This is a genomic window from Streptomyces sioyaensis (genome assembly GCF_004122735.1).
GTDB lineage: Bacteria > Actinomycetota > Actinomycetes > Streptomycetales > Streptomycetaceae > Streptomyces > Streptomyces sioyaensis.
The window spans coordinates 14,021-33,114 of the sequence record NZ_SDIF01000072.1; the positions used below are offsets into that span (position 1 = coordinate 14,021).

A 19,094-nucleotide genomic window follows, 5' to 3' on the forward strand; every position below is an offset into this window, starting at 1 on the left:
CGTGCGCACCGTCCTCGTCACGGGCCCCGGCGGCGCGGGCCGCACCACGCTCGCCGCCGCGACCGCCCTGGCCGGCGCCCGGCGAGGCGCGCGGGCACTGCTGCTCACCACCGAGAGCAGTGCGCCGGAAACGGTGCTGGGCGTCCCCCTCGGCGCCGATGCGCCCACCCCGATAGCGCCCGGCCTGCATGCCCGGCGCATCGACCCCGGTGACCGCTTCCGCCAGGAGTTCCTCGCGTTCCAGGAGCGCGCGGGCGCCGCCCTCGATCTGCTCGGCGCCGCCCCGCTCGACGAGGACGAACTCACCGAACTCCCCGGCTGTGAGGACTTCGCGCTGCTGCACGCGCTGCGCGCGGAACACGCCTCGGACGACTGGGACTTGGTCGTCGTCGACATGCCCTCGGCCGCCGAAACGGTCCGGCTGCTCGCCCTGCCGGCCCAGGTACGCCGCTATCTGCGCCGGCTGCTGCCCCCCGAGCGCCAGGCCGCCCGCGCGCTGCGCCCGGTGCTCGCCCAGCTCGCCGGCGTCCCGATGCCGGCCCAGAAGCTGTACGACGCCGCCGAGCGCTGGGAGAGCGAACTCGCCGCCGTCCAGCGCGCGATCGACGACCCCGGCACCTCCGTCCGCCTGGTCACCGACGCCGGACCGGTCGCCGCCGCCACGCTGCGAGGCATCCGCGCCGGACTCGCCCTGCACGGCCGGCGCACCGACGGCGTGGTCGTCAACCGGCTGCTGCCCACCGGCTCCGCGGACCCCTTCCTCGCCGCGCTCTCCGGCAGCCAGCAGTCCGCCCTCAAGGTGCTGCGCGAGGAGTTCTGCGACGTCCCCGTCCACGAGGTGCCGCATCTGGGCCGCGACCCCCAGGGCGTCGGCGCGCTCGACGAGTTGCTCGACGGCGGGGCCGGCGAGATCGCCGGGAGCGCTCCCGCCGAGGGGCCCGACCGCGACCCGTGGACCGTCGAGGACCGGCTGGCCACCGACGGCATCCTCGTCTGGCGGGTGCCGCTGCCCGGCGCCGAACGCCGGGGGCTGGGGCTGGTGCGCCGCGGCGACGAGATCGTGGTCACCGTGGGCCGCTTCCGGCGGATCCGTACGCTGCCCTCCGCGCTGCGCCGCTGCACCGTCTCCGGCGCCGGACTGCGCGACGGAGTCCTGGACATCCGCTTCACCCCCGATCCCGGGCTGTGGCCCAAGAGCGACTGAACGCGGTACCACCGTTCGGGTACCGTCGAGGGTGGGGCCCGCCCCGACGTGCCCGTCTTGCACCCCTTCGCCGTACTGCCTCGCCGCAGGAGTCACGGAGTTCATCATGAGCGATGCCACCGAGCGCCCCGCCGACCGCAGGGCCGAGCCCGATGCCGACGCCTGGCAGACCGCCTGCGCCGAGGACCTCGCGGCCGAGCAGGCCCGCCACCGCGCCGCCCACGGCCCGCAGCCGGGCAGCGCCGCCGAGGAGCTGCGCAAGCTCGCCGAGGCGGTCACCGACAAGCTCGCCGGCATCCAGCTTCCCGGGGCGCTCGGCGGGATCGCCGCGCAGGGCGCCGTCAACCAGCTGTTCAAGCAGGCCAGGGCCGCCGTCGAGCCGGTGATCGAGCGCAACCCCGACATCTTCGACCACCTTGCCGCGGCCGGCTCCGAGCTGCTCGCCGCCTACCGCTCCGCCGTCGAGGGCAGCGAGCGCCGCTGGACCCGCGACGACCTCGACGACCGTCCCGGCGGCCGACGCGGCGACGACCCCCGCGACGACGACGGCCCCGCCGGCACCGAGCGGATCGACCTCGACTGAGCGCTGTGGCCCCCGAGCACGGGGGCGTGCCCCTCACTCCGACCTCCTGAGGGGAGCGGCAGGCGCTCCCACCTCCGGTACGGTGGATCCCGGCGGGGTTCGAGCGAAAAACTGAGGGACACATGGGACTCACCATCGGCGTCGACATCGGCGGCACGAAGATCGCGGCCGGCGTGGTCGACGAAGAGGGCTCGATCCTTGAAACGTGCACGGTGCAGACTCCGCATGCCACCGAGGCGCTGACCGAGGCCATCGCCGAGGCGGTGCGCACCGTGGGAGCCGGCCATCACGTCGAGGCCGTCGGCATCGGCGCCGCCGGCTACGTCGACGAGAAGCGGGCCACGGTCCTGTTCGCACCGAACATCGACTGGCGCCACGAACCGCTCAAGGACAAGGTCGAACAGCGCGTCGGCCTCCCCGTGGTGGTCGAGAACGACGCCAACGCCGCCGCCTGGGGCGAGTACAAGTTCGGCGCCGGCCAGGGGCACAGCGACGTCATCTGCATCACCCTCGGTACCGGCCTGGGCGGCGGCATCATCATCGGCAACAAGCTGCGCCGCGGCCGGTTCGGCGTCGCCGCCGAGTTCGGCCACATCCGGGTGGTGCCCGACGGACTGCTCTGCGGCTGCGGCAGCCAGGGCTGCTGGGAGCAGTACGCCTCCGGCCGCGCCCTGCTGCGCTACGCCCGCCAGCGCGCCTTCGCCACCCCCGAGAACGCCCAGATCCTGCTGGCGCTCGGCGACGGCACCTCCGAGGGCATCGAGGGCCGGCACGTCAGCGAGGCCGCCCGCCAGGGCGACCCGGTGGCCATCGACTCGTTCCGCGAGCTGGCCCGCTGGGCCGGCGCCGGCCTCGCCGACCTCGCCTCGCTCTTCGACCCGTCGGCCTTCATCGTCGGCGGCGGCGTCTCCGACGAGGGCGAACTGGTCCTGGGGCCGATCCGCAAGTCCTTCCGCCGCTGGTTGGTCGGCAACCAGTACCGGCCGCACGCCCAGGTGCTCGCCGCCCAGCTCGGCGGCAAGGCCGGCCTGGTCGGCGCGGCCGACCTGGCGCGCCAGGGCTGACCGGCCCGAGGGCCCGTCAGCGCCCGCTGCTGCATACGGCACCGCCCGTCGCGTCCCCCAGGGGTGCGGCGGGCGGTGCTCTATCTTGGCCCGCGTGACGATCCCGGTGAGAGGACCAGCCGCCTTGCTCTCGCTCCCCGAGTCCCGTACCGAAGCCAGCCCCGCTCCCGGTGAGGACGCCGGCGGCGGCACCGCCCGGCACAGCGGTGCGGCCGTGATCCGGGTGCTCAGCTACAACATCCGCTCGATGCGCGACGACCGGGCGGCGCTGGCCAGGGTCATCCGGGCCTGCGCCCCCGATCTCGTACTGATCCAGGAGGCGCCGCGGTTCTTCCGCTGGCGCAAGACCACCGAGAAGCTGGCCCGGGCGGCCGGCCTGGTCCATGTCACCGGCGGCGCCACGGCCGCGGGCCCGATGATCCTGTCCACCCTGCGCGCCCATGTGGAGCGCACGGAGGACATTCTGCTGCCGCGCACCCCTGGACTGCACCGCCGCGGTTTCGCCACCGCCGTGGTCCGCATCGGCGGGGCCCGCCTCGGCGTGCTCAGCTGCCATCTCAGCCTCGCCGACCGGGAGCGCTACGCGCAGGCGGGGCTGCTGCTGGAGCGGCTGGCCGCCCTGGACGTGCCGTACGCCGTCGCCGGGGGCGACCTCAACGACCGGCCGGACGGCCGCAGCTTCCGCCGGCTGGCGGGGACGCTCACGGACGCCTGGGCGGCCCGGCCGTGGGGCGGGGAGTTCACCTCCACGCCCCGTGATCCGCATCAGCGGATCGACGCGATCTTCACCACCGACGGTGTGGAGGTCCTCGGCTGCGGGGTGCCGCACGGGCTGCCGGGGGTCCGGGAGGACGACCTCACGGCGGCCACCGACCATCTGCCGGTGCTGGCCGCCCTGCGGGTGCCGGCCACGGGCTGACTCACACCACCGCGCCGCTGCCCGGCAGGTCGTCGTCGTCCTCGTCGTCGCTCTTCATCCGGGCCACCAGGGTGGCGAACCCGCCGAGGAAGCCGCCGATGCCCAGGACCGTGATCCACCACGTCACCGGCTGCTGGAGGAGCACCATGGCCACCAGCAGCAGCGGGCCGCCGATCACCGCGATCCAGGCGAACTTGGCGGTGACGTCGGCCTGCGGCAGCGGGGGCGGTTCGGGCGGGGTGAAGTGGCCCTCGTCGGAGTCGTCGAAGTCGTCGTCGGACGCCTTGGCGGCGCTCCAGTCGCGGGGGCCGACCCCCGGCGCGTAGACCACGAAGCTGCCGGGACGCGAGCCGCCGCCGGTCAGGGGGTCCCCGGAACCGGTCCCGGTGCCGCCTGCGGCCGCGCCGTCCTTCGCGTCCGCCTCGTCCTGCGACGCGTCCGCCTCGTCCTTCGCGGGCGTCTCGCCCTTGCTGTCGCCGTCGCCGTCCTCGGCCGGTGCCGCCGGCGGGCCGTCCCCGGTGGGGAACGCCGGCTGCTCGCCGTAGCCCGCCACGATCTCGGCCCAGGCGGCCTCTTCGTCCAGCGGGTCCCGGGGGTCGCGGGGGCTACGCTCCGCCACGGTCCGCCGCCCCCTCCTGGGCGGTGCCCGCGGTGCCCGTCCGCGCCTGCGGGGCGAGCCGGGTGATGAAGTCGACGGTGTCCTGGAAGATCTGCTCCGCGTCGTGGTCGAGCGTCGCGACGTGGTAGCTGCGCTCCAGCAGCGTCTGGCGGACGTCGGTCGAGGAGACCCGGCTCAGGATGCGTTCGGAGTCCACCGGCGGGACGACGTGGTCCTGCGGGCTGGTCATCACCAGCAACGGCTGGGTGACACGCGGGAGTTCGGAGTCGACCTGCTGGAAGAACCGGCGCAGCGAATACGCCGCGTCCAGCGGCACCCGGTCGTAGCCGACCTCCTCGATGCCGGGCTTGGCGATGTCGCTGGCGATCCCCTTGGTCGTCCGTACGAGGTGGCGCAGCACCGGCAGCAGCGGCGCGGCCGCGTCATGGATCTTGTTGCCGGGGTTGACCACGGCCACCCCGCTGATCGCGTCGCCGTGTTTGGCGGCCAGCCGCAGCGCCAGGGCGGCGCCCATCGACAGGCCGCAGACGAAGACCGTGGTGCAGCGCTCGGTCAGCGCCCGCAGTTCGCGGTCGACCTCGGCGTACCAGTCCTGCCAGGTCGTGATCTGCAGGTCCTGCCAGCGGGTGCCGTGACCGGGCAGCAGCGGCAGGCTGACCGTGAGCCCCTGGTCGGCCAGATGCTCGGCCCAGGGGCGTACGGACTGGGGGGAGCCGGTGAAGCCGTGGCACACAAGGACGCCGACCTCTCCGCCGTCACGGCGGAACGGCTCGGCTCCGGGAAGGAGCGGCACCGGGGAACTCCGATCGATGAGGGGGCCTGGCGAGTTACCTCAGGGTACGCAAAGTGACGGCGGGCGGGTAGGTCCGGCGACGGGCACGACGCGAGGGGGCGACCGCGGCAGGTTAAGGTCTTTGCGTCACACACAGGAGGCAGTCGGTTGATCTACGGCGCAATGAAGTTTTCCATCGGCGGGTCACTGAAGCTTGCCTTCAGGCCCTGGGTGGAAGGCATCGAGAACATTCCCGCCGAGGGTCCGGCGATCCTCGCGAGCAACCACCTGTCCTTCTCGGACTCCTTCTTCCTGCCCGCGGTGCTCGACCGGAAGGTCACCTTCATCGCCAAGGCGGAGTACTTCACCTCGCCGGGCGTGAAGGGCAAGCTGACCGCCGCGTTCTTCAAGGGCGTCGGCCAGCTGCCGGTCGACCGCTCGGGCGGACGCGGCGCGGGCGAGGCGGCGATCAAGAGCGGCATCGAGGTGCTGGAGCGCGGTGAGCTCTTCGGCATCTACCCGGAGGGCACCCGCTCCCCGGACGGCCGGCTCTACCGCGGCAAGCCGGGCGGTCTGGCGCGGGTCGCACTGGCCACCGGGGCGCCGGTCATCCCCGTGGCGATGATCGACACCGAGAAGGTGCAGCCGCCGGGCAAGATCGTGCCCAAGATGATCCGGCCGGGCATCCGTATCGGCAAGCCGCTGGACTTCACCCGCTACCAGGGCATGGAGGGCGACCGCTTCATCCTCCGGTCGGTCACCGACGAGGTGATGTACGAGATCATGAAGCTGTCCGGCCAGGAGTACGTCGACATCTACGCGACCGCGGCCAAGCGGCAGATCGCCGACGCGGCGAAGGCGGCGGAGGCGCAGAAGAAGGCCGAGGCGGAGCAGGCCAAGAAGGCGGCCGCCGAATAGACGGGCAGGGCCGAGACCGGGTGTGAGTGCCCGGCGAGGGGGACGGCGATGACGGAGACCGACACGGACACGGGCATAGCGGCGGTGCGCGGCGCCATGGCCGCCCGGCGCCATGGCAAGCGCCCCCCGAAGGCGCTGCGGATGTCCGTCGAACTCCCGCTGTGGCGGGCGCTCACCGGCTACCGGATCCTCACCCTCTTCTACGCCCTGTGCCTGGTCGCTCTCTCCTACCGGCACTACGCCCATCCGCTGGTCGCCGTCGCGTACATGAGCGTGCTGACCGTGTGGATGGCGCTGACCTGGCGGCGTACCACGTCACGGGAGCGCTGCACCCGGCAGTTCCTGGCCGCCGACCTCGGCGTCGCGGTCGGTGGGATCCTGCTCACGCTGGCGGCCGACACCCACCTCCGCATCATGGGCGGCGCGCCCACGCTGCCGTCCATCTGGACGGCGGGTGCCGTCCTCGGCTTCGCGATCAAGGGCGGCTGGCGGTGGGCCGCGGTGGCCTCCACCGTCGTGGCGGTGGCCAATCTGGTCGAGCGCCAGGAGCTGGCCCGCGACACCGTCCACAACGTGGTGCTGGTGTGGGTGGCCAGCGTCGGCATCGGCTACGTCGTCGAGGTGGCCCGCTCCAGTGAGCGCACCCTCGCGCGCGCCCTGCAGATCGAGGCGGCCACCCGGGAGCGGGAGCGGCTGGCCCGCGACATCCACGACAGCGTGCTGCAGGTGCTTGCCATGGTGCAGCGGCGCGGTGCCACGATCGGCGGCGAGGCGGCCGAACTCGGCCGGATGGCCGGTGAACAGGAGGTCGCGCTACGGACGTTGGTCGCCGGCGGGCTGCTGCCGCCGCACGGGGGCCTGCCCGGCACGGCGCCCGGGGTGCCGCACCAGGCCGGTGACGGCGTACCGGAGGACCTCGCGGCACCCGTCGCGGCCGCACCGGCGGCGTCCGGCAGCGGGCCGTGCGATGTGCGGGCGCTGCTCGCGCCGTTCGCGCGCGCCGGTGTCACGTTCTCCGAGCCCGGCGCCCCGGTGGAGCTGCCGGCCGCCGCGGCGGCCGAGCTCGCGGCCGCTGTCAGTGCCGCGTTGGACAATGTCCGGGTGCATGCGGGGGACGGTGCCCACGCATGGATCCTGGTGGAGGACGAACCGGACGCGGTGCTGGTGACCGTCCGCGACGACGGCCCCGGCATTCCCGAGGGCCGGCTCGCCGACGCCGAGCGGGAGGGCCGGCTGGGGGTGGCCCTGTCGATCCGCGGCCGGCTGCGGGATCTGGGCGGCAGCGCCCAGTGGGTCTCGGTCCCCGGCCAGGGCACGGAAGTGGAATTGACGGTCCCCAAGGGCGGTGCGTCCGAGGGCGGAAGGCGGGGGAAGGCAGGCACGTGAACGAGCAGCCGGCGCTGAAGGTCATGGTGGTCGACGACCACCCGATGTGGCGCGACGCGGTCGCCCGGGATCTGGCGGAGGCCGGGTTCGAGGTCGTGGCGACGGCCGGGGACGGCCTCCAGGCGGTGCGCAGGGCGCAGGCCGCGGCGCCCGACGTGCTGGTCCTGGACCTCAATCTGCCGGGGCTGCCCGGCGTGCAGGTGTGCAAGCAGCTGGTCGGCGCCCGTCCGGCGCTGCGGGTGCTGGTGCTGTCCGCGAGCGGTGAGCACGCCGATGTGCTGGAGGCGGTCAAGTCCGGGGCGACGGGCTATCTGCTGAAGTCGGCGAGCACCCAGGAGCTGCTGGACGCGGTGCGGCGCACGGCCGCCGGCGATGCGGTGTTCACCCCGGGCCTGGCCGGTCTGGTGCTGGGCGAGTACCGCCGGCTGGCGACCGAACCGGCCCCGGCGACGCCGGACGAGCCGGGCGCACCGCAGCTGACGGACCGGGAGACCGAGGTGCTGCGCCTGGTCGCCAAGGGGCTCTCGTACAAGCAGATCGCCGAGCGGCTGGTCATCTCGCACCGCACGGTGCAGAACCACGTCCAGAACACCCTCGGCAAGCTCCAGTTGCACAACCGCGTGGAGCTGGTGCGCTACGCCATCGAGCGCGGCCTCGACGAGGTCTGACCGGCGCCGGACACCGGCCGGACCGGCCGCCACCCGGAGGGAGCCGCTCGTACGGGTGAACGCCCGCCGTCAACTGCCTGCTGAATCACCGGCGTCACCGTTTGCCGCATTCCTGAGTGACCCAGATCACCATTAGCGTGACCGGGGTCGGATCGAAGACGGCCGTGCGCGGCCACTGACGGGATGTAGGTGAAGCAGCGATGCGGGTCGGAGTACTGACCGGCGGCGGCGACTGCCCCGGTCTGAACGCGGTGATCAGGGGCATCGTCCGCAAGGGCACCCAGGAGTACGGATACGAGTTCGTCGGCTTCCGGGACGGCTGGCGCGGGCCGCTGGAGGGCGACACGGTCCCGCTGGACATCCCGGCGGTGCGCGGCATCCTGCCCCGCGGCGGCACGGTCCTCGGTTCCTCGCGGACCAACCCCTTCAAGCAGAACGACGGCGTCCGCCGGATCCGGGAGACGCTCGCCAAGGAGGAGGTCGAGGCCCTGATCGCGATCGGCGGCGAGGACACCCTCGGCGTCGCCGCCCGGCTCTACGAGGAGCACGGGATCCCCTGCGTCGGCGTCCCCAAGACCATCGACAACGATCTGTCGGCCACGGACTACACCTTCGGCTTCGACACCGCCGTCGGCGTCGCCACCGAAGCCATCGACCGGCTGCACACCACCGCCGAATCCCATATGCGGGTCCTGGTCGTCGAGGTGATGGGCCGGCACGCCGGCTGGATCGCGCTGCACTCCGGCCTCGCCGGCGGGGCGAACGTCATCCTGATCCCGGAGCAGCGCTTCGACATCGAGCAGGTCTGCCGGTGGATCGAGTCCCGCTTCAAGGTCCGCTACGCCCCGATCGTGGTCGTCGCCGAGGGCGCGATGCCCAAGGACGGCCAGATGGTGCTCAAGGACGACTCCACCGACTCCTTCGGGCATGTCCGGCTCTCGGGCGTGGGGGAGTGGCTGGCCAAGGAGATCGAGTCCCGGACCGGCAAGGAGGCCCGTACCACCGTCCTCGGGCACACCCAGCGCGGCGGCACCCCCAGCGCCTTCGACCGCTGGCTGGCCACGCGCTTCGGGCTGCACGCGATCGACGCGGTACAGGACGGCGACTTCGGCAAGATGGTCGCGCTGCGCGGTACGGACATCGTCCGGGTGCCGATCGCGGAGGCGACCGCCCGGCTGAAGACCGTCGATCCGGCGCTCTACGCCGAGGCCGGGGTGTTCTTCGGCTGAACCGGGCCGTCTGCGCTGCCCCGGGCCGCCCCCGTCCGGCCCGGGGCAGCGCCCGCCCCGTTCCGGGCGTACCACCGGGCGAGGCGCCGTAGTGGGCCGTATATTCGCCGTACGCGACATATCCGGCCGCTTGCTCATGGGCGGGAGGAATCCAGCCGGCGTACGAACCCGGGAGAGCGCAGTGGAGATCGTCGCCTTCGGTGTGCAGACGGATGAGCGGCCGATCCTGGAGAAGGCCTTCGCCGGCCGCCACCAGGTCCGCAGCCTGGATGTCGCCCTCAACCGCGACACCGCTCCCATCGCCCACGGTTACGAGATCGTCAGCGCGGGCGTCACCGCCGACCTGGGCGCGGACGTGCTGCAGACCCTCGCGGCCGGCGGGACGAAGATGATCGCCCAGCGCGCCACGGGCTTCAACAACATCGATCTGCAGGCCGCGGCCGACCTCGGGATGAGCGTCGGCCGGGTCTGCCGTTACTCGCCGTACGCGGTCGCCGAATTCGCCTGGGGGCTCGCGCTGGCGGTCAACCGGCGGATCGTCATGGCCAGCCACCGCACCCGTAACTTCGACTTCCGGCTGGCCGGCCTGATGGGCCGCGATCTGCGCGGACGGACGGCGGGAGTGCTCGGCACCGGCCGGATCGGCGAGGCGTTCACCGAGATCGCCCACGGCTTCGGGATGCGCCTGCTGGGCTGGGACCTCGCCGAAAACCCGCGCTGCCTCGACCTGGGCATGGCGTACGTCACCCAGGAGCGGCTGTTCGCCGAGGCGGATCTGATCACCCTGCACGTCCCCCTGGTGGCGGCCACCCGGCACCTCATCGACGCCGCGGCGCTGGCCGCGATGAAGGACGACGCGATCCTGATCAACACCAGCCGCGGCGGGCTCATCGACACCGTGGCCCTCGTCGACACGCTCAAGACCGGCCGGCTCACCGGCGTCGGCCTGGACGTCTACGAGGAGGAGGGCGCGTACTTCTACGCCGACAAGTCCCTGGACGTGATCGGCGACGACACCCTCGCCCGCCTGATGACCTTCTCGAACGTGCTGGTCACCTCGCACCAGGCGTACTTCACCCAGGAGGCGGTGGACCAGATCGTCGAGGCCACCGTGGCCAACGTCGAGGACTATCTGGCCCACCGCACCAACGCGAACATGCTGGTCACACGAGGACAGCTGCCAGCAGCTGTGCGGTGATCGACGCACCGTCCAGGGTCAGCACCGACTCGGGGTGGAACTGCACCCCCGCAAAGCCCGGACCGCGCAGCGCATGCACCTCGCCGGTGCCCGCGTCCCGGCTCAACTCGACGCGGTGCATGGCGAGTTCGGTCGCCGTGGTGTCGTCGCAGCGGGCCGTGAAGGTGTTGTAGAAGCCGACCGTCTCCTGGCGGCCGAAGAAGTCGATCCGCTCCTGCGCGCCCTGGAAGGGCACCTCCTTGCGGACGATCTCCAACCCCAGCTCCGCGGCGAGCAGTTCATGCCCCAGACACACCCCCAGGATGCCGTGCCGGTGCTCCGCTACCAGCTCCGCAGTGAGCGACCGCAGAAAGCGCATCTTGGGGTCGGCGGCATCGGACGGATCGCCCGGCCCCGGGCCCAGCACGACCGGGCCCCGGTGCGCCCGGGCGGCCTCGCGCAGCCCCGGCTCGTCGAAGCGCCGCACGGTGACCTCCAGGCCCGAGGTGCGCAGCAGATGCGCCAGCATCGCGGTGAAGGTGTCCTCCGCGTCGATGACCAGGGCCCGACCGCTCAGCTCGGCGACCGGTGCGGTGGTCTGCATCCGCAGCCAGAAGGGGGCCAGGCCGGCCCGGCGGGCGTCCAGCGCGGCCCGCACCCGCGGGTCGTCGGCCAGCCGCGGCGGGCGGCTGCCGTCCGCGGGCCGCGCGGGCGCGGGCCGCACCCCCAGCGCACTCAGCACCCCCGCCGCCTTGGCGTGCGTCTCGGCGACCTCGCTGTACGGGTCGGAGGCGCGCACCAGCGTGGCGCCGACCGGCACCCGCAGCCGGCCGGCGGCGGAGATGTCGGCGGTACGGATCAGGATCGGCGAGTCCAGCGTCCGGGTGCCGGCGCCCTCCTGCGGCCCGCCGCCCGGGGCCCGCCCGATCAGCGCCAGCGCGCCCGCGTAGTAGCCGCGGCCCCGCCCGTCACCGCCCACCGGCTCGTGCCGCTCGATGACCCGGCAGGCGTTCTGCACCGGCGACCCGGTGACCGTCGCCGCGAACATCGTCTCCTTGAGCACCTCGCGCACATCGAGGGTGGACCGGCCGCGCAGCTCGTACTCGGTGTGCGCCAGGTGTGCCATCTCCTTGAGCCGGGGCCCGATGACCACCCCGCCCTTGTCGCCCACGGTGCACATCATCTTCAGCTCCTCGTCCACCACCATGGACAGCTCCTCGGCCTCCTTGCGGTCGTCGAGGAACGCCAGCAGGCTCTCGGCGGTCGGGCCGTCCTGCGGGTAGCGGTAGGTGCCGCTGATGGGGTTCATCACGACCGTGCCGCCCGACATCCGCACATGCACCTCCGGGCTGGCGCCGACCAGCGTGTGCACCCCCGGGCGGTGCACCACATACGTCCAGTACGCCCCGCGCTCACCGGCCAGCAGCCGCCGGAACAGCGCCAGCGCGTCGGCCGCCGAGAAATCCGCGATCTCGCCCTGGAACGTCCGGCGGATCACGAAGTTCGCGCCCTCCCCGGTGCCGATCTCGTCCCGCACCACCCGCCCGACGATCTCGGCGTAGGCGTCGTCGTCCACGTCGAACGCCCCGTTCGCCACCTGCACGTCGTGCGTGGGCAGCGCCGCCAGCAGCTCGTCCAGGGGCACCTCGGTGCTCTCCCGGGGCCGCAGCACGGCCAGCGGGGTGCCGTCGTCGTGGGCGCGGAAGCCGCGCTCGCGGATCTGCCGGAAGGGGATCAGCGCGAGGGCGTCGGTCACCGGCGCGTCCGGCACCCCCTCGCCCAGCGGGATGTCGGCCAGCCGCTCGACCTCGGTGACCTCGCCGGTCAGCACCTCGACGCTGCTGCCGTCCCGCCCGGGGGAGCGGCGGCGCAGCAGGGCGAACGGCGGGCAGGCGGGGTCGAGCAGCCGGCCGACGAGGGCGGCGGCGTCGGTGCGGGCGGGGGGCTCGCGGTGCATGGCGGGGGTTCCTTCCAGGAGGGGAGGGAACGGCCGCCGGAAAAGGCTGAAGGCCGCCCCTCGGGCGGCCTTCGCGGAGTGTGGGATGCGCGCGAAATCAGTGGGCCGCCGGATGAGCGGTCCACCACCAGTTCATGTTCATGGCCGGATGCGCGTGCATGCCGGTCACCCTACCGGACATCCGCGCCGCCGCCGGTGCGGCCGTCTCACACTCCGGTCGGGGTACTGGACGCTCGACGGGACCCCGTAATGTTGGCTGTGTGACCGTGAACGCTGAAACCCACGCCGGTGGACACACCTGGCGAGACCTGCCCGCGGCGCAGCAGCCTGACTGGCCGGACCAAGAGGCTCTGCGCGATGTGATCGCGGAGCTGGAGTCCTATCCGCCGCTCGTCTTCGCGGGCGAGTGCGACCAGCTGCGCGAGCGCCTGGGAGCAGTCGCCCGTGGTGAGGCGTTCCTGCTGCAGGGCGGCGACTGCGCGGAGGCCTTCGACGCCGTCTCCGCCGAGCACATCCGCAACAAGCTCAAGACGCTGCTGCAGATGGGCGCCGTCCTGACCTACGCCGGGTCCGTCCCGGTGGTCAAGGTCGGCCGGATCGCCGGCCAGTACAGCAAGCCGCGCTCCAAGCCCACCGAGACCCGCGACGGCGTGACGCTGCCCACCTACCGCGGCGACTCCGTCAACGGCTTCGAGTTCACCGAGGCGGCCCGCATCCCGGACCCGCAGCGGCTCAAGCGGATGTACCACGCCTCCGCGGCGACCCTGAACCTCGTGCGCGCCTTCACCACCGGCGGCTACGCCGACCTGCGCCAGGTGCACGCCTGGAACCAGGACTTCGTGAAGTCCTCGCCCTCCGGACAGCGCTACGAGGCGCTGGCCCGCGAGATCGACCGCGCGATGAACTTCATGAACGCCTGCGGGGTGGACCCGGAGGAGTTCCGCACCGTCGAGTTCTACGCCTCCCACGAAGCGCTGGTCCTCGACTACGAGTCGGCGCTGACACGGGTCGACTCGCGCACCGGTCACCTCTACGACGTCTCCGGGCACATGCTCTGGATCGGCGAGCGCACCCGTCAGCTCGACGGTGCGCACATCGAGTTCGCCGCGCGGGTGCGCAACCCCATCGGCGTCAAGCTCGGCCCGACGACGACGCCCGAGGACGCGCTGACGCTGATCGAGCGGCTCGACCCGGAGCGTGAGCCGGGCCGGCTGACCTTCATCACCCGCATGGGAGCGGACAAGGTCCGCGACAAGCTCCCCGAGCTGGTCGAGAAGGTCACCGCCTCCGGCGCCCAGGTCGCCTGGATCTGCGACCCGATGCACGGCAACACCTTCGAGGCGGCCTCCGGTCACAAGACCCGGCGCTTCGACGATGTGCTGGACGAGGTCAAGGGTTTCTTCGAGGTCCACAAGAGCCTCGGCACGCACCCGGGCGGCATCCACGTCGAGCTGACCGGTGACGACGTCACCGAGTGCGTGGGCGGCGGCGACGAGATCTTCGTCGACGACCTCCACCAGCGCTACGAGACCGCCTGCGACCCGCGGCTCAACCGCAGCCAGTCGCTCGACCTGGCGTTCCTGGTGGCGGAGATGTACCGCGACCAGTGAGCCGGTGGGCAGCTGACCTGCACTGACGGTCAGGGACAACAGACGATGGGGCGCGGATCCTGTGATCCGCGCCCCATCGTGTTGTACAGCCCCCACGGTGCCAGGTAAGGTAAGGGTAACCTCACTCAAGATCAGCCGGATCGATGAGGTTCCTTACGGAGGTGACATCCGCGTGTACGTCTGCTCTTGCTTCGGGATCACCGAGCAGCAGGTCCGCGACCACGCGGATACGGGCGCCTGCACGCCCCGCCAGATCGCCTCCGCCTGCAAGGCAGGCACCGACTGCGGCAACTGCGTACGCCGCATCCAGGCCCTGCTCGGCCGGGGCGCCTGCCCCCGCCGGGAGCTCATCGAGAACGGCGCGTCCGAGCCGCTGGGCGGGGTGTCCGAGCCGCTGGCCGCGGCGGCGGGCGCAGTGGAGCCCGTGGCGCTCTCGGAGGCCGCGTAGCCGTCAAGGGTCGCGTGACCCTCAGGGGTGAGGGGGATCTTCCCCTGCCGCCCGGGCGGTGGCCGCGAAGGCGCATCGGCCCGCTCGCGCTCAGCTCGGCTGCTCGATGAGCTGGGCGATGTAGAGCGCTTCGCCGAGCTTTTCGATCAGTTCCAGCTGGGTGTCGAGATAGTCGATGTGGTGCTCCTCGTCCGCGAGGATGTCCTCGAAGATATTCGCCGAGGTGATGTCGCCCTTGGTGCGCATGAGTTCGATTCCGCGCTTGAGCCGGTCGATTGCCTCGACCTCGACCTGCCGGTCGGCCTGGAACATCTCGGTGACGGTCTGGCCGACCCGCACATGGAAGAGCCGCTGGTAATTCGGCAGACCTTCGAGGAAGAGAATCCGGTCCGTCAGGATCTCCGCGTGCTTCATCTCGTCGAAGGACTCGGAGCGGGTGTACTTCGCGAGCTTCGTCCAGCCGAAGTTCTCCTGCATCTTGGCGTGCAGGAAGTACTGGTTGATCGCGGTCAGCTCGGCGGTCAGCTGCTCGTTGAGGAATTCGATGACCTCGGGGTCGCCCTGCATGGCTGCGGGCTCCTTCCACGCGAGAACTGGGCAGGTGCCGCGCATCCTCGCACCGCCCCGAGCGGGCCGTCCAGTAAGTGCACGCTTAGTATGAGTTGCCCCAATCCCTCCCCTCGCTGGTCATCGGCACCCCTCCCGGTCTGACACCATGGAGGGCATGGGTCAGCCGGAAAGCCGCGAAGAGGAGCCTCCTGCGCTCCCTCCGGGACAGCGGCTGCAGCGGGGCTGGCCGGTGACCCATTACGGGCCGGTCCCCAAGTTCCGTCCCGAACGCTGGGAGTTCCGGGCTTTCGGCGCCACCGCCGACGGCGCGAAACACTGCTGGTCACACGAGGAATTCACGGCGCTGCCGTACACCACGGTCGTCGCCGATATGCACTGCGTGACGAAATTCAGCATGCTGGGAGCCGAATGGGGCGGGGTGCGCACCACCACCATTCTTGATCTTGCACCGCCCGCGCCCGACGTCACCCATGTGATGGTGTGGGCCGAGTACGGCTTCAGCTCGAATCTGCGGATCGAGGATTTCGCCGGGGAGAAGTGCCTCTTCGCCACCCACCGCTCGGGAGAACTCCTCACCGCGGAGCACGGCTTTCCGGTCCGCCTGATCGTTCCGCATCTGTACGCCTGGAAAGGCCCCAAGTGGGTCCGCGGCATCGAATACATGCGGGCCGACCGCCGCGGCTTCTGGGAGGAGCGCGGCTACCACAACCTCGGTGACCCGTGGCGGGAGCAGCGCTACTCGTACCAGGAAGAGCCCGGGGACGGCCCCGAGCTCTGACCCCGTCCGCGGCGGCCCGCCGGGTCAGCGCCCGCGCAGCTCCTTGAGCCGCGCCACGTCCGCCGCATGCCCTTCCTTGCCGCCGGGCGTCTCGACGACCAGCGGGACCCCGGCCGTCGCGGGATGGGTGAACAGCTCACCGAACGGCCCCGCACCGATGTGACCCGCGCCGATGTTCTCGTGCCTGTCCTTGTGGGCGCCGGCCACGTCCTTGGAGTCGTTGGCGTGGATCAGCTTCAGCCGGCCCTCGCCGGTGACCTCCACCAGCTCGTCCAGCAGCGCCTTCGTCCCGCCCGGCGCCGCCATGTCGTGCCCGGCCGCGAACGCATGACAGGTGTCGAGGCAGACCCCCAGCCTGGGGTGGCGGTCCAGCGCGTCGAAGTACGGGCCGAGATCCTCGGCCATGGCACACAGCGACGCCCCCTGCCCGGCCGTCGGCTCCAGCAGCAGCCAGGGGTCGTCCGGGTGCGTCAGCTCGTCGAGCAATGGCCGCAGCCGCTCCCTGACCTGCGCCATCGCCGCCGCCCGCGGCCGCCCGCCGGTCGCCGAGCCGGTGTGCACGACCACCCCGAGCGCACCGATCTCCCGGCCGCGGCGCAGCGAGTGGCGCAGTGACAGCACGGACCGCTCGACCGTCGCCTCGGTGTGCGACCCGAAGTTGATCAGATACGGGGCATGGACATAGACGGGAATCCGCTCCTGGGCACAGGCCGCCCGGAACGCCTCGTCCTGCTCCGGGTTGCCGGGCGCCGTCGCCCAGCCGCGCGGATTGGCCACGAAGACCTGGACGACCTCGTCGCCCATCTCCCGGGCGTACGGGAGGCCGGTCTTCGCCAGCCCGCCGGCCACCGGAACATGGCCGCCGACCGGATTGCGTGCACGGGCGCGCAACTCGGCGCCCTGGGGGGAAGTTCTCACCCCTTCAGGGTGCCAGGTGCCCCGCGGCCGCCGTCCGCCGGACGGCCGCGGAGCCGCCCGCCTACAGCCCGCCCTTGAGCTTGATGGTGATCGTGCCGCCCTTCGGCGCCTTCTGGCCGGCCTCGACGGACTGGGAGTCGACCGTGTCCTGCGGGAAGAAGAACGGCTTGTCCACCTCGACCTGGAAGCCCAGGTCGGTCAGCTGCTTCTTGGCGTCGTCGACGTTCTTGCCGGTCACGTCCGGGACGGGGATCATCTCCGGGCCCTTGGACAGCGTCAGGGTGACCGTCTCGCCCTTGCCGAGCCGCCCGCCCTCGGCCGGCGTCTGCCGGGCGACGGTGCCCTTGTCCTGCGTGGAGAAGACCGGCTGGTCGGCGAAGCGCACCTGGAAGCCGGCCGCGCGCAGCGTGGTCGCGGCGTCCGCGCCCTTGCTGCCGAGCACCCCCGGCACCTGGACCGCGCTGCCCCGGCTGATGGTCAGCCCCACCGCGGTGTCCGGCCGCCGCTTGCTGCCCGCGGCCGGGTCCGTACGGATCACCGAGCCCTTGGCCACCTCGTCGCTGAACGCCCGGGCCTCGGTGCCCGGGATCAGCCCGCGGTCGCGCAGCTTCCGTTTGGCGTCGGCGACCGGGGTGCCGGACAGGTCGGGGACGGTGACGATCTCCGGGCCGCGGGAGACGGTGAGGGTGACCGTGCCGGTGCCGCGGATCCGCTTGCCGGTCGCCGGATCCGTCTTCATGACGTGACCGCGGTCCACGTTCGAGCTGAAGCCGCGCACCACCTTCACGCCCAGGCCCTCGTCCCGCAGCGTCTTCTCGGCCTTGGCCTGCGGCATGTCCAGCACCGCGGGCACGGTCGTGAACTGGCCGGAGTTGATGTACCAGACGCCCGCGCCCACCCCGAGGACCAGCAGCACGGCCGCGAGGACGGTGAGCAGCCGCCGGCGCCGCGGCAGCCCGCGGCGGTCCGGCGCACCCGTCGCGCCCGGCACCGGCCGCAGCCGGGTGGTCCGCTCCTCCGGCGGCACCTCCAGCCGGCTGGTGCGGTGCAGCTCCGCCTCGTCCGCCCCCGGCGCCGTGCCGACCGGCCGGGGTATCACGTCCGTCCGCTCCGAGCCGTCGCCACCCGCCGGTACCTCCTTGGCCTGCGGCGGTACGACGTCCAGCTGGGCGTCGGTCAGCTGCGCCCGGGCCTCCTGCGCCCGGGCCAGCAGCGCCACCGCGTCCTGCGGGCGGTGCTGCGGATCGCGGGCACAGGCCAGCGCGATCAGCTCGTCCAGCTGCGGTGCCAGCCCCGGTACCAGCCCGGACGGCGGCAGCACGTCCTCGTGCAGATGCTGGTAGAGGACCTGCGCCACGGAGCCGCCGGTGTGCGGCTTGGTGCCGGTCAGCATCTCGTAGAGCACCACACCGCAGGCGTAGACATCGACCCGGGCGTCCGCGGTGCCGTGCTCCATCTGCTCGGGCGCGAGATAGGAGACCGTCCCCAGGACGGAGCCGGTCGAGGCGGTGGTGTGCGTGTCGACCGCGCGCACCAGCCCGAAGTCGGCGACCTTGACCCGGCCGTCGTCGCCGATCAGGACGTTCTCCGGCTTCATGTCGCGGTGCACCAGGCCGGCGCGGTGCGCGGCCCCCAGCGCGGCCAGGATCGGCTCCAGGATGTCCAGCGCGGCCCGCGGCTGCAGGGCGCCCCGCTCGCGCAGCACATCGCGCAGCGTGCAGCCGGCGACGTACTCCATCGCCAGATAGACGTACGTACCGTCCGTGCCCTGGTCGAAGACGCCCACCACATTGGGGTGCGACAGCCGCGCCACGGACTTCGCCTCGCGGATGAAGCGGTCGACGAACGCCCCGTCCGTGGCCAGACTCGGGTGCATCACCTTCAGGGCGAGCAGACGGTCCAGCCGGGTGTCCATGGCCTGGTAGACCGTGGCCATCCCACCGGCGGCGATGCGCGCCTGGACGCGGTAACGGCCGTCGAGCAGCTGGCCCACGAGCGGGTCCTGAAGGGTCGTATCCACGGGGGACGAGTCTAGCTATGGCTTTGCTTCCCACGTTGTCGGCTTACCCGCCGTGGGTGTTGCTCGCCGTTTGTCGCCCGCTGCGCGGTGCGCTCGCCGTTGCGCTTTTGCGGCGCGCCGTACGTTGTCGGCTTTCCCGCCGTGGTTGCTTCTCGCCGTTGCGCCTGCGGCGGGCGGGGTCCGCTGCGCGGGGCTGTCGGGTGCGGTGACGGGCCTCCGCGGGTGGGTGTCCGGACTGCTTCGCTTTACGTCCG

General features: G+C 72.3%; 18 protein-coding genes. 12 read left to right on the forward strand and 6 right to left on the reverse strand.

Annotation, left to right across the window (positions count from 1 at the left end):
* The first annotated feature begins 1 nt into the window (after nt 1).
* The 4 genes from EST54_RS22480 (at nt 2) to EST54_RS22495 (ending at nt 3,770) form a co-directional block, all read left to right on the forward strand.
* A complete protein-coding gene (locus EST54_RS22480; protein ID WP_129249544.1) occupies nt 2-1,204 on the forward strand; it encodes an ArsA family ATPase in 1,203 nt (400 codons plus the stop codon).
* A gap of 106 nt (nt 1,205-1,310) precedes the next feature.
* The gene (locus EST54_RS22485; protein ID WP_093482764.1) at nt 1,311-1,787 is read left to right on the forward strand and encodes a DUF5304 domain-containing protein; all 477 of its coding nucleotides are present in this window, start codon (nt 1,311-1,313) and stop codon (nt 1,785-1,787) included.
* A 122-nt stretch (nt 1,788-1,909) separates the two neighbouring features.
* Nucleotides 1,910-2,851, forward strand: coding sequence for an ROK family glucokinase (locus EST54_RS22490; protein ID WP_093482763.1), 942 nt, complete (start codon nt 1,910-1,912; stop codon nt 2,849-2,851).
* 124 nt (nt 2,852-2,975) lie between these two features.
* Nucleotides 2,976-3,770, forward strand: coding sequence for an endonuclease/exonuclease/phosphatase family protein (locus tag EST54_RS22495; RefSeq protein ID WP_161989315.1), 795 nt, complete (start codon nt 2,976-2,978; stop codon nt 3,768-3,770).
* A gap of 1 nt (nt 3,771) precedes the next feature.
* Here EST54_RS22495 and EST54_RS22500 read toward each other — a convergent pair whose 3' ends face one another.
* On the reverse strand, nt 3,772-4,389 hold the full coding sequence (locus tag EST54_RS22500; protein WP_129249545.1) for a hypothetical protein: 618 nt from the start codon (nt 4,387-4,389) through the stop codon (nt 3,772-3,774).
* Nucleotides 4,376-5,182 carry an alpha/beta hydrolase gene (locus EST54_RS22505; RefSeq protein ID WP_129249546.1) on the reverse strand — a complete coding sequence of 269 codons (807 nt, stop codon included), beginning with the start codon at nt 5,180-5,182 and terminating at the stop codon, nt 4,376-4,378. The genes EST54_RS22500 and EST54_RS22505 overlap by 14 nt, the downstream gene beginning before the upstream one ends.
* 162 nt (nt 5,183-5,344) lie before the next feature.
* Between EST54_RS22505 and EST54_RS22510 the strand changes: the two genes are divergently transcribed.
* The 5 genes from EST54_RS22510 (at nt 5,345) to EST54_RS22530 (ending at nt 10,560) form a co-directional block, all read left to right on the forward strand.
* Nucleotides 5,345-6,079, forward strand: coding sequence for a lysophospholipid acyltransferase family protein (locus EST54_RS22510; RefSeq protein ID WP_006606113.1), 735 nt, complete (start codon nt 5,345-5,347; stop codon nt 6,077-6,079).
* A 96-nt stretch (nt 6,080-6,175) separates the two neighbouring features.
* Nucleotides 6,176-7,465: a MacS family sensor histidine kinase gene (gene macS / locus EST54_RS22515; protein WP_372448274.1), complete on the forward strand. Its 1,290-nt coding sequence runs from the start codon at nt 6,176-6,178 to the stop codon at nt 7,463-7,465.
* Nucleotides 7,466-7,488: 23 nt separating this feature from the next.
* Nucleotides 7,489-8,133, forward strand: a complete 645-nt coding sequence (locus EST54_RS22520) for a response regulator (RefSeq protein WP_239013729.1) — start codon at nt 7,489-7,491, stop codon at nt 8,131-8,133.
* Between the two features lie 200 nt (nt 8,134-8,333).
* Nucleotides 8,334-9,362, forward strand: a complete 1,029-nt coding sequence (locus tag EST54_RS22525) for a 6-phosphofructokinase (protein WP_129249547.1) — start codon at nt 8,334-8,336, stop codon at nt 9,360-9,362.
* Nucleotides 9,363-9,543: 181 nt separating this feature from the next.
* Complete coding sequence (locus EST54_RS22530) at nt 9,544-10,560, forward strand: 2-hydroxyacid dehydrogenase (RefSeq protein ID WP_129249548.1); 1,017 nt, start codon at nt 9,544-9,546, stop codon at nt 10,558-10,560.
* Here the strand turns inward: EST54_RS22530 and EST54_RS22535 are convergent.
* On the reverse strand, nt 10,526-12,496 hold the full coding sequence (locus EST54_RS22535) for an anthranilate synthase family protein (protein WP_129249549.1): 1,971 nt from the start codon (nt 12,494-12,496) through the stop codon (nt 10,526-10,528). The genes EST54_RS22530 and EST54_RS22535 overlap by 35 nt on opposite strands.
* 260 nt (nt 12,497-12,756) lie before the next feature.
* Between EST54_RS22535 and EST54_RS22540 the strand changes: the two genes are divergently transcribed.
* Nucleotides 12,757-14,106 (forward strand): class II 3-deoxy-7-phosphoheptulonate synthase, encoded by a 1,350-nt coding sequence (locus EST54_RS22540; protein WP_040899445.1) that lies wholly within the window; start codon nt 12,757-12,759, stop codon nt 14,104-14,106.
* 172 nt (nt 14,107-14,278) lie between these two features.
* Nucleotides 14,279-14,554: a (2Fe-2S)-binding protein gene (locus EST54_RS22545; protein ID WP_174857495.1), complete on the forward strand. Its 276-nt coding sequence runs from the start codon at nt 14,279-14,281 to the stop codon at nt 14,552-14,554.
* A 90-nt stretch (nt 14,555-14,644) separates the two neighbouring features.
* Here EST54_RS22545 and bfr read toward each other — a convergent pair whose 3' ends face one another.
* Nucleotides 14,645-15,121, reverse strand: coding sequence for a bacterioferritin (gene bfr, locus EST54_RS22550; protein WP_129249550.1), 477 nt, complete (start codon nt 15,119-15,121; stop codon nt 14,645-14,647).
* Nucleotides 15,122-15,269: 148 nt separating this feature from the next.
* On the opposite strand from bfr, the gene EST54_RS22555 reads away from it, so the two are divergent.
* Nucleotides 15,270-15,902 carry a sulfite oxidase-like oxidoreductase gene (locus tag EST54_RS22555; RefSeq protein WP_129249551.1) on the forward strand — a complete coding sequence of 211 codons (633 nt, stop codon included), beginning with the start codon at nt 15,270-15,272 and terminating at the stop codon, nt 15,900-15,902.
* Nucleotides 15,903-15,926: 24 nt separating this feature from the next.
* Here the strand turns inward: EST54_RS22555 and EST54_RS22560 are convergent, their stop codons facing one another.
* Nucleotides 15,927-16,820: a deoxyribonuclease IV gene (locus tag EST54_RS22560; protein WP_244942590.1), complete on the reverse strand. Its 894-nt coding sequence runs from the start codon at nt 16,818-16,820 to the stop codon at nt 15,927-15,929.
* Nucleotides 16,821-16,881: 61 nt separating this feature from the next.
* Nucleotides 16,882-18,840 (reverse strand): Stk1 family PASTA domain-containing Ser/Thr kinase, encoded by a 1,959-nt coding sequence (gene pknB, locus EST54_RS22565; RefSeq protein WP_167511596.1) that lies wholly within the window; start codon nt 18,838-18,840, stop codon nt 16,882-16,884.
* Between the last annotated feature and the right edge of the window lie 254 nt (nt 18,841-19,094).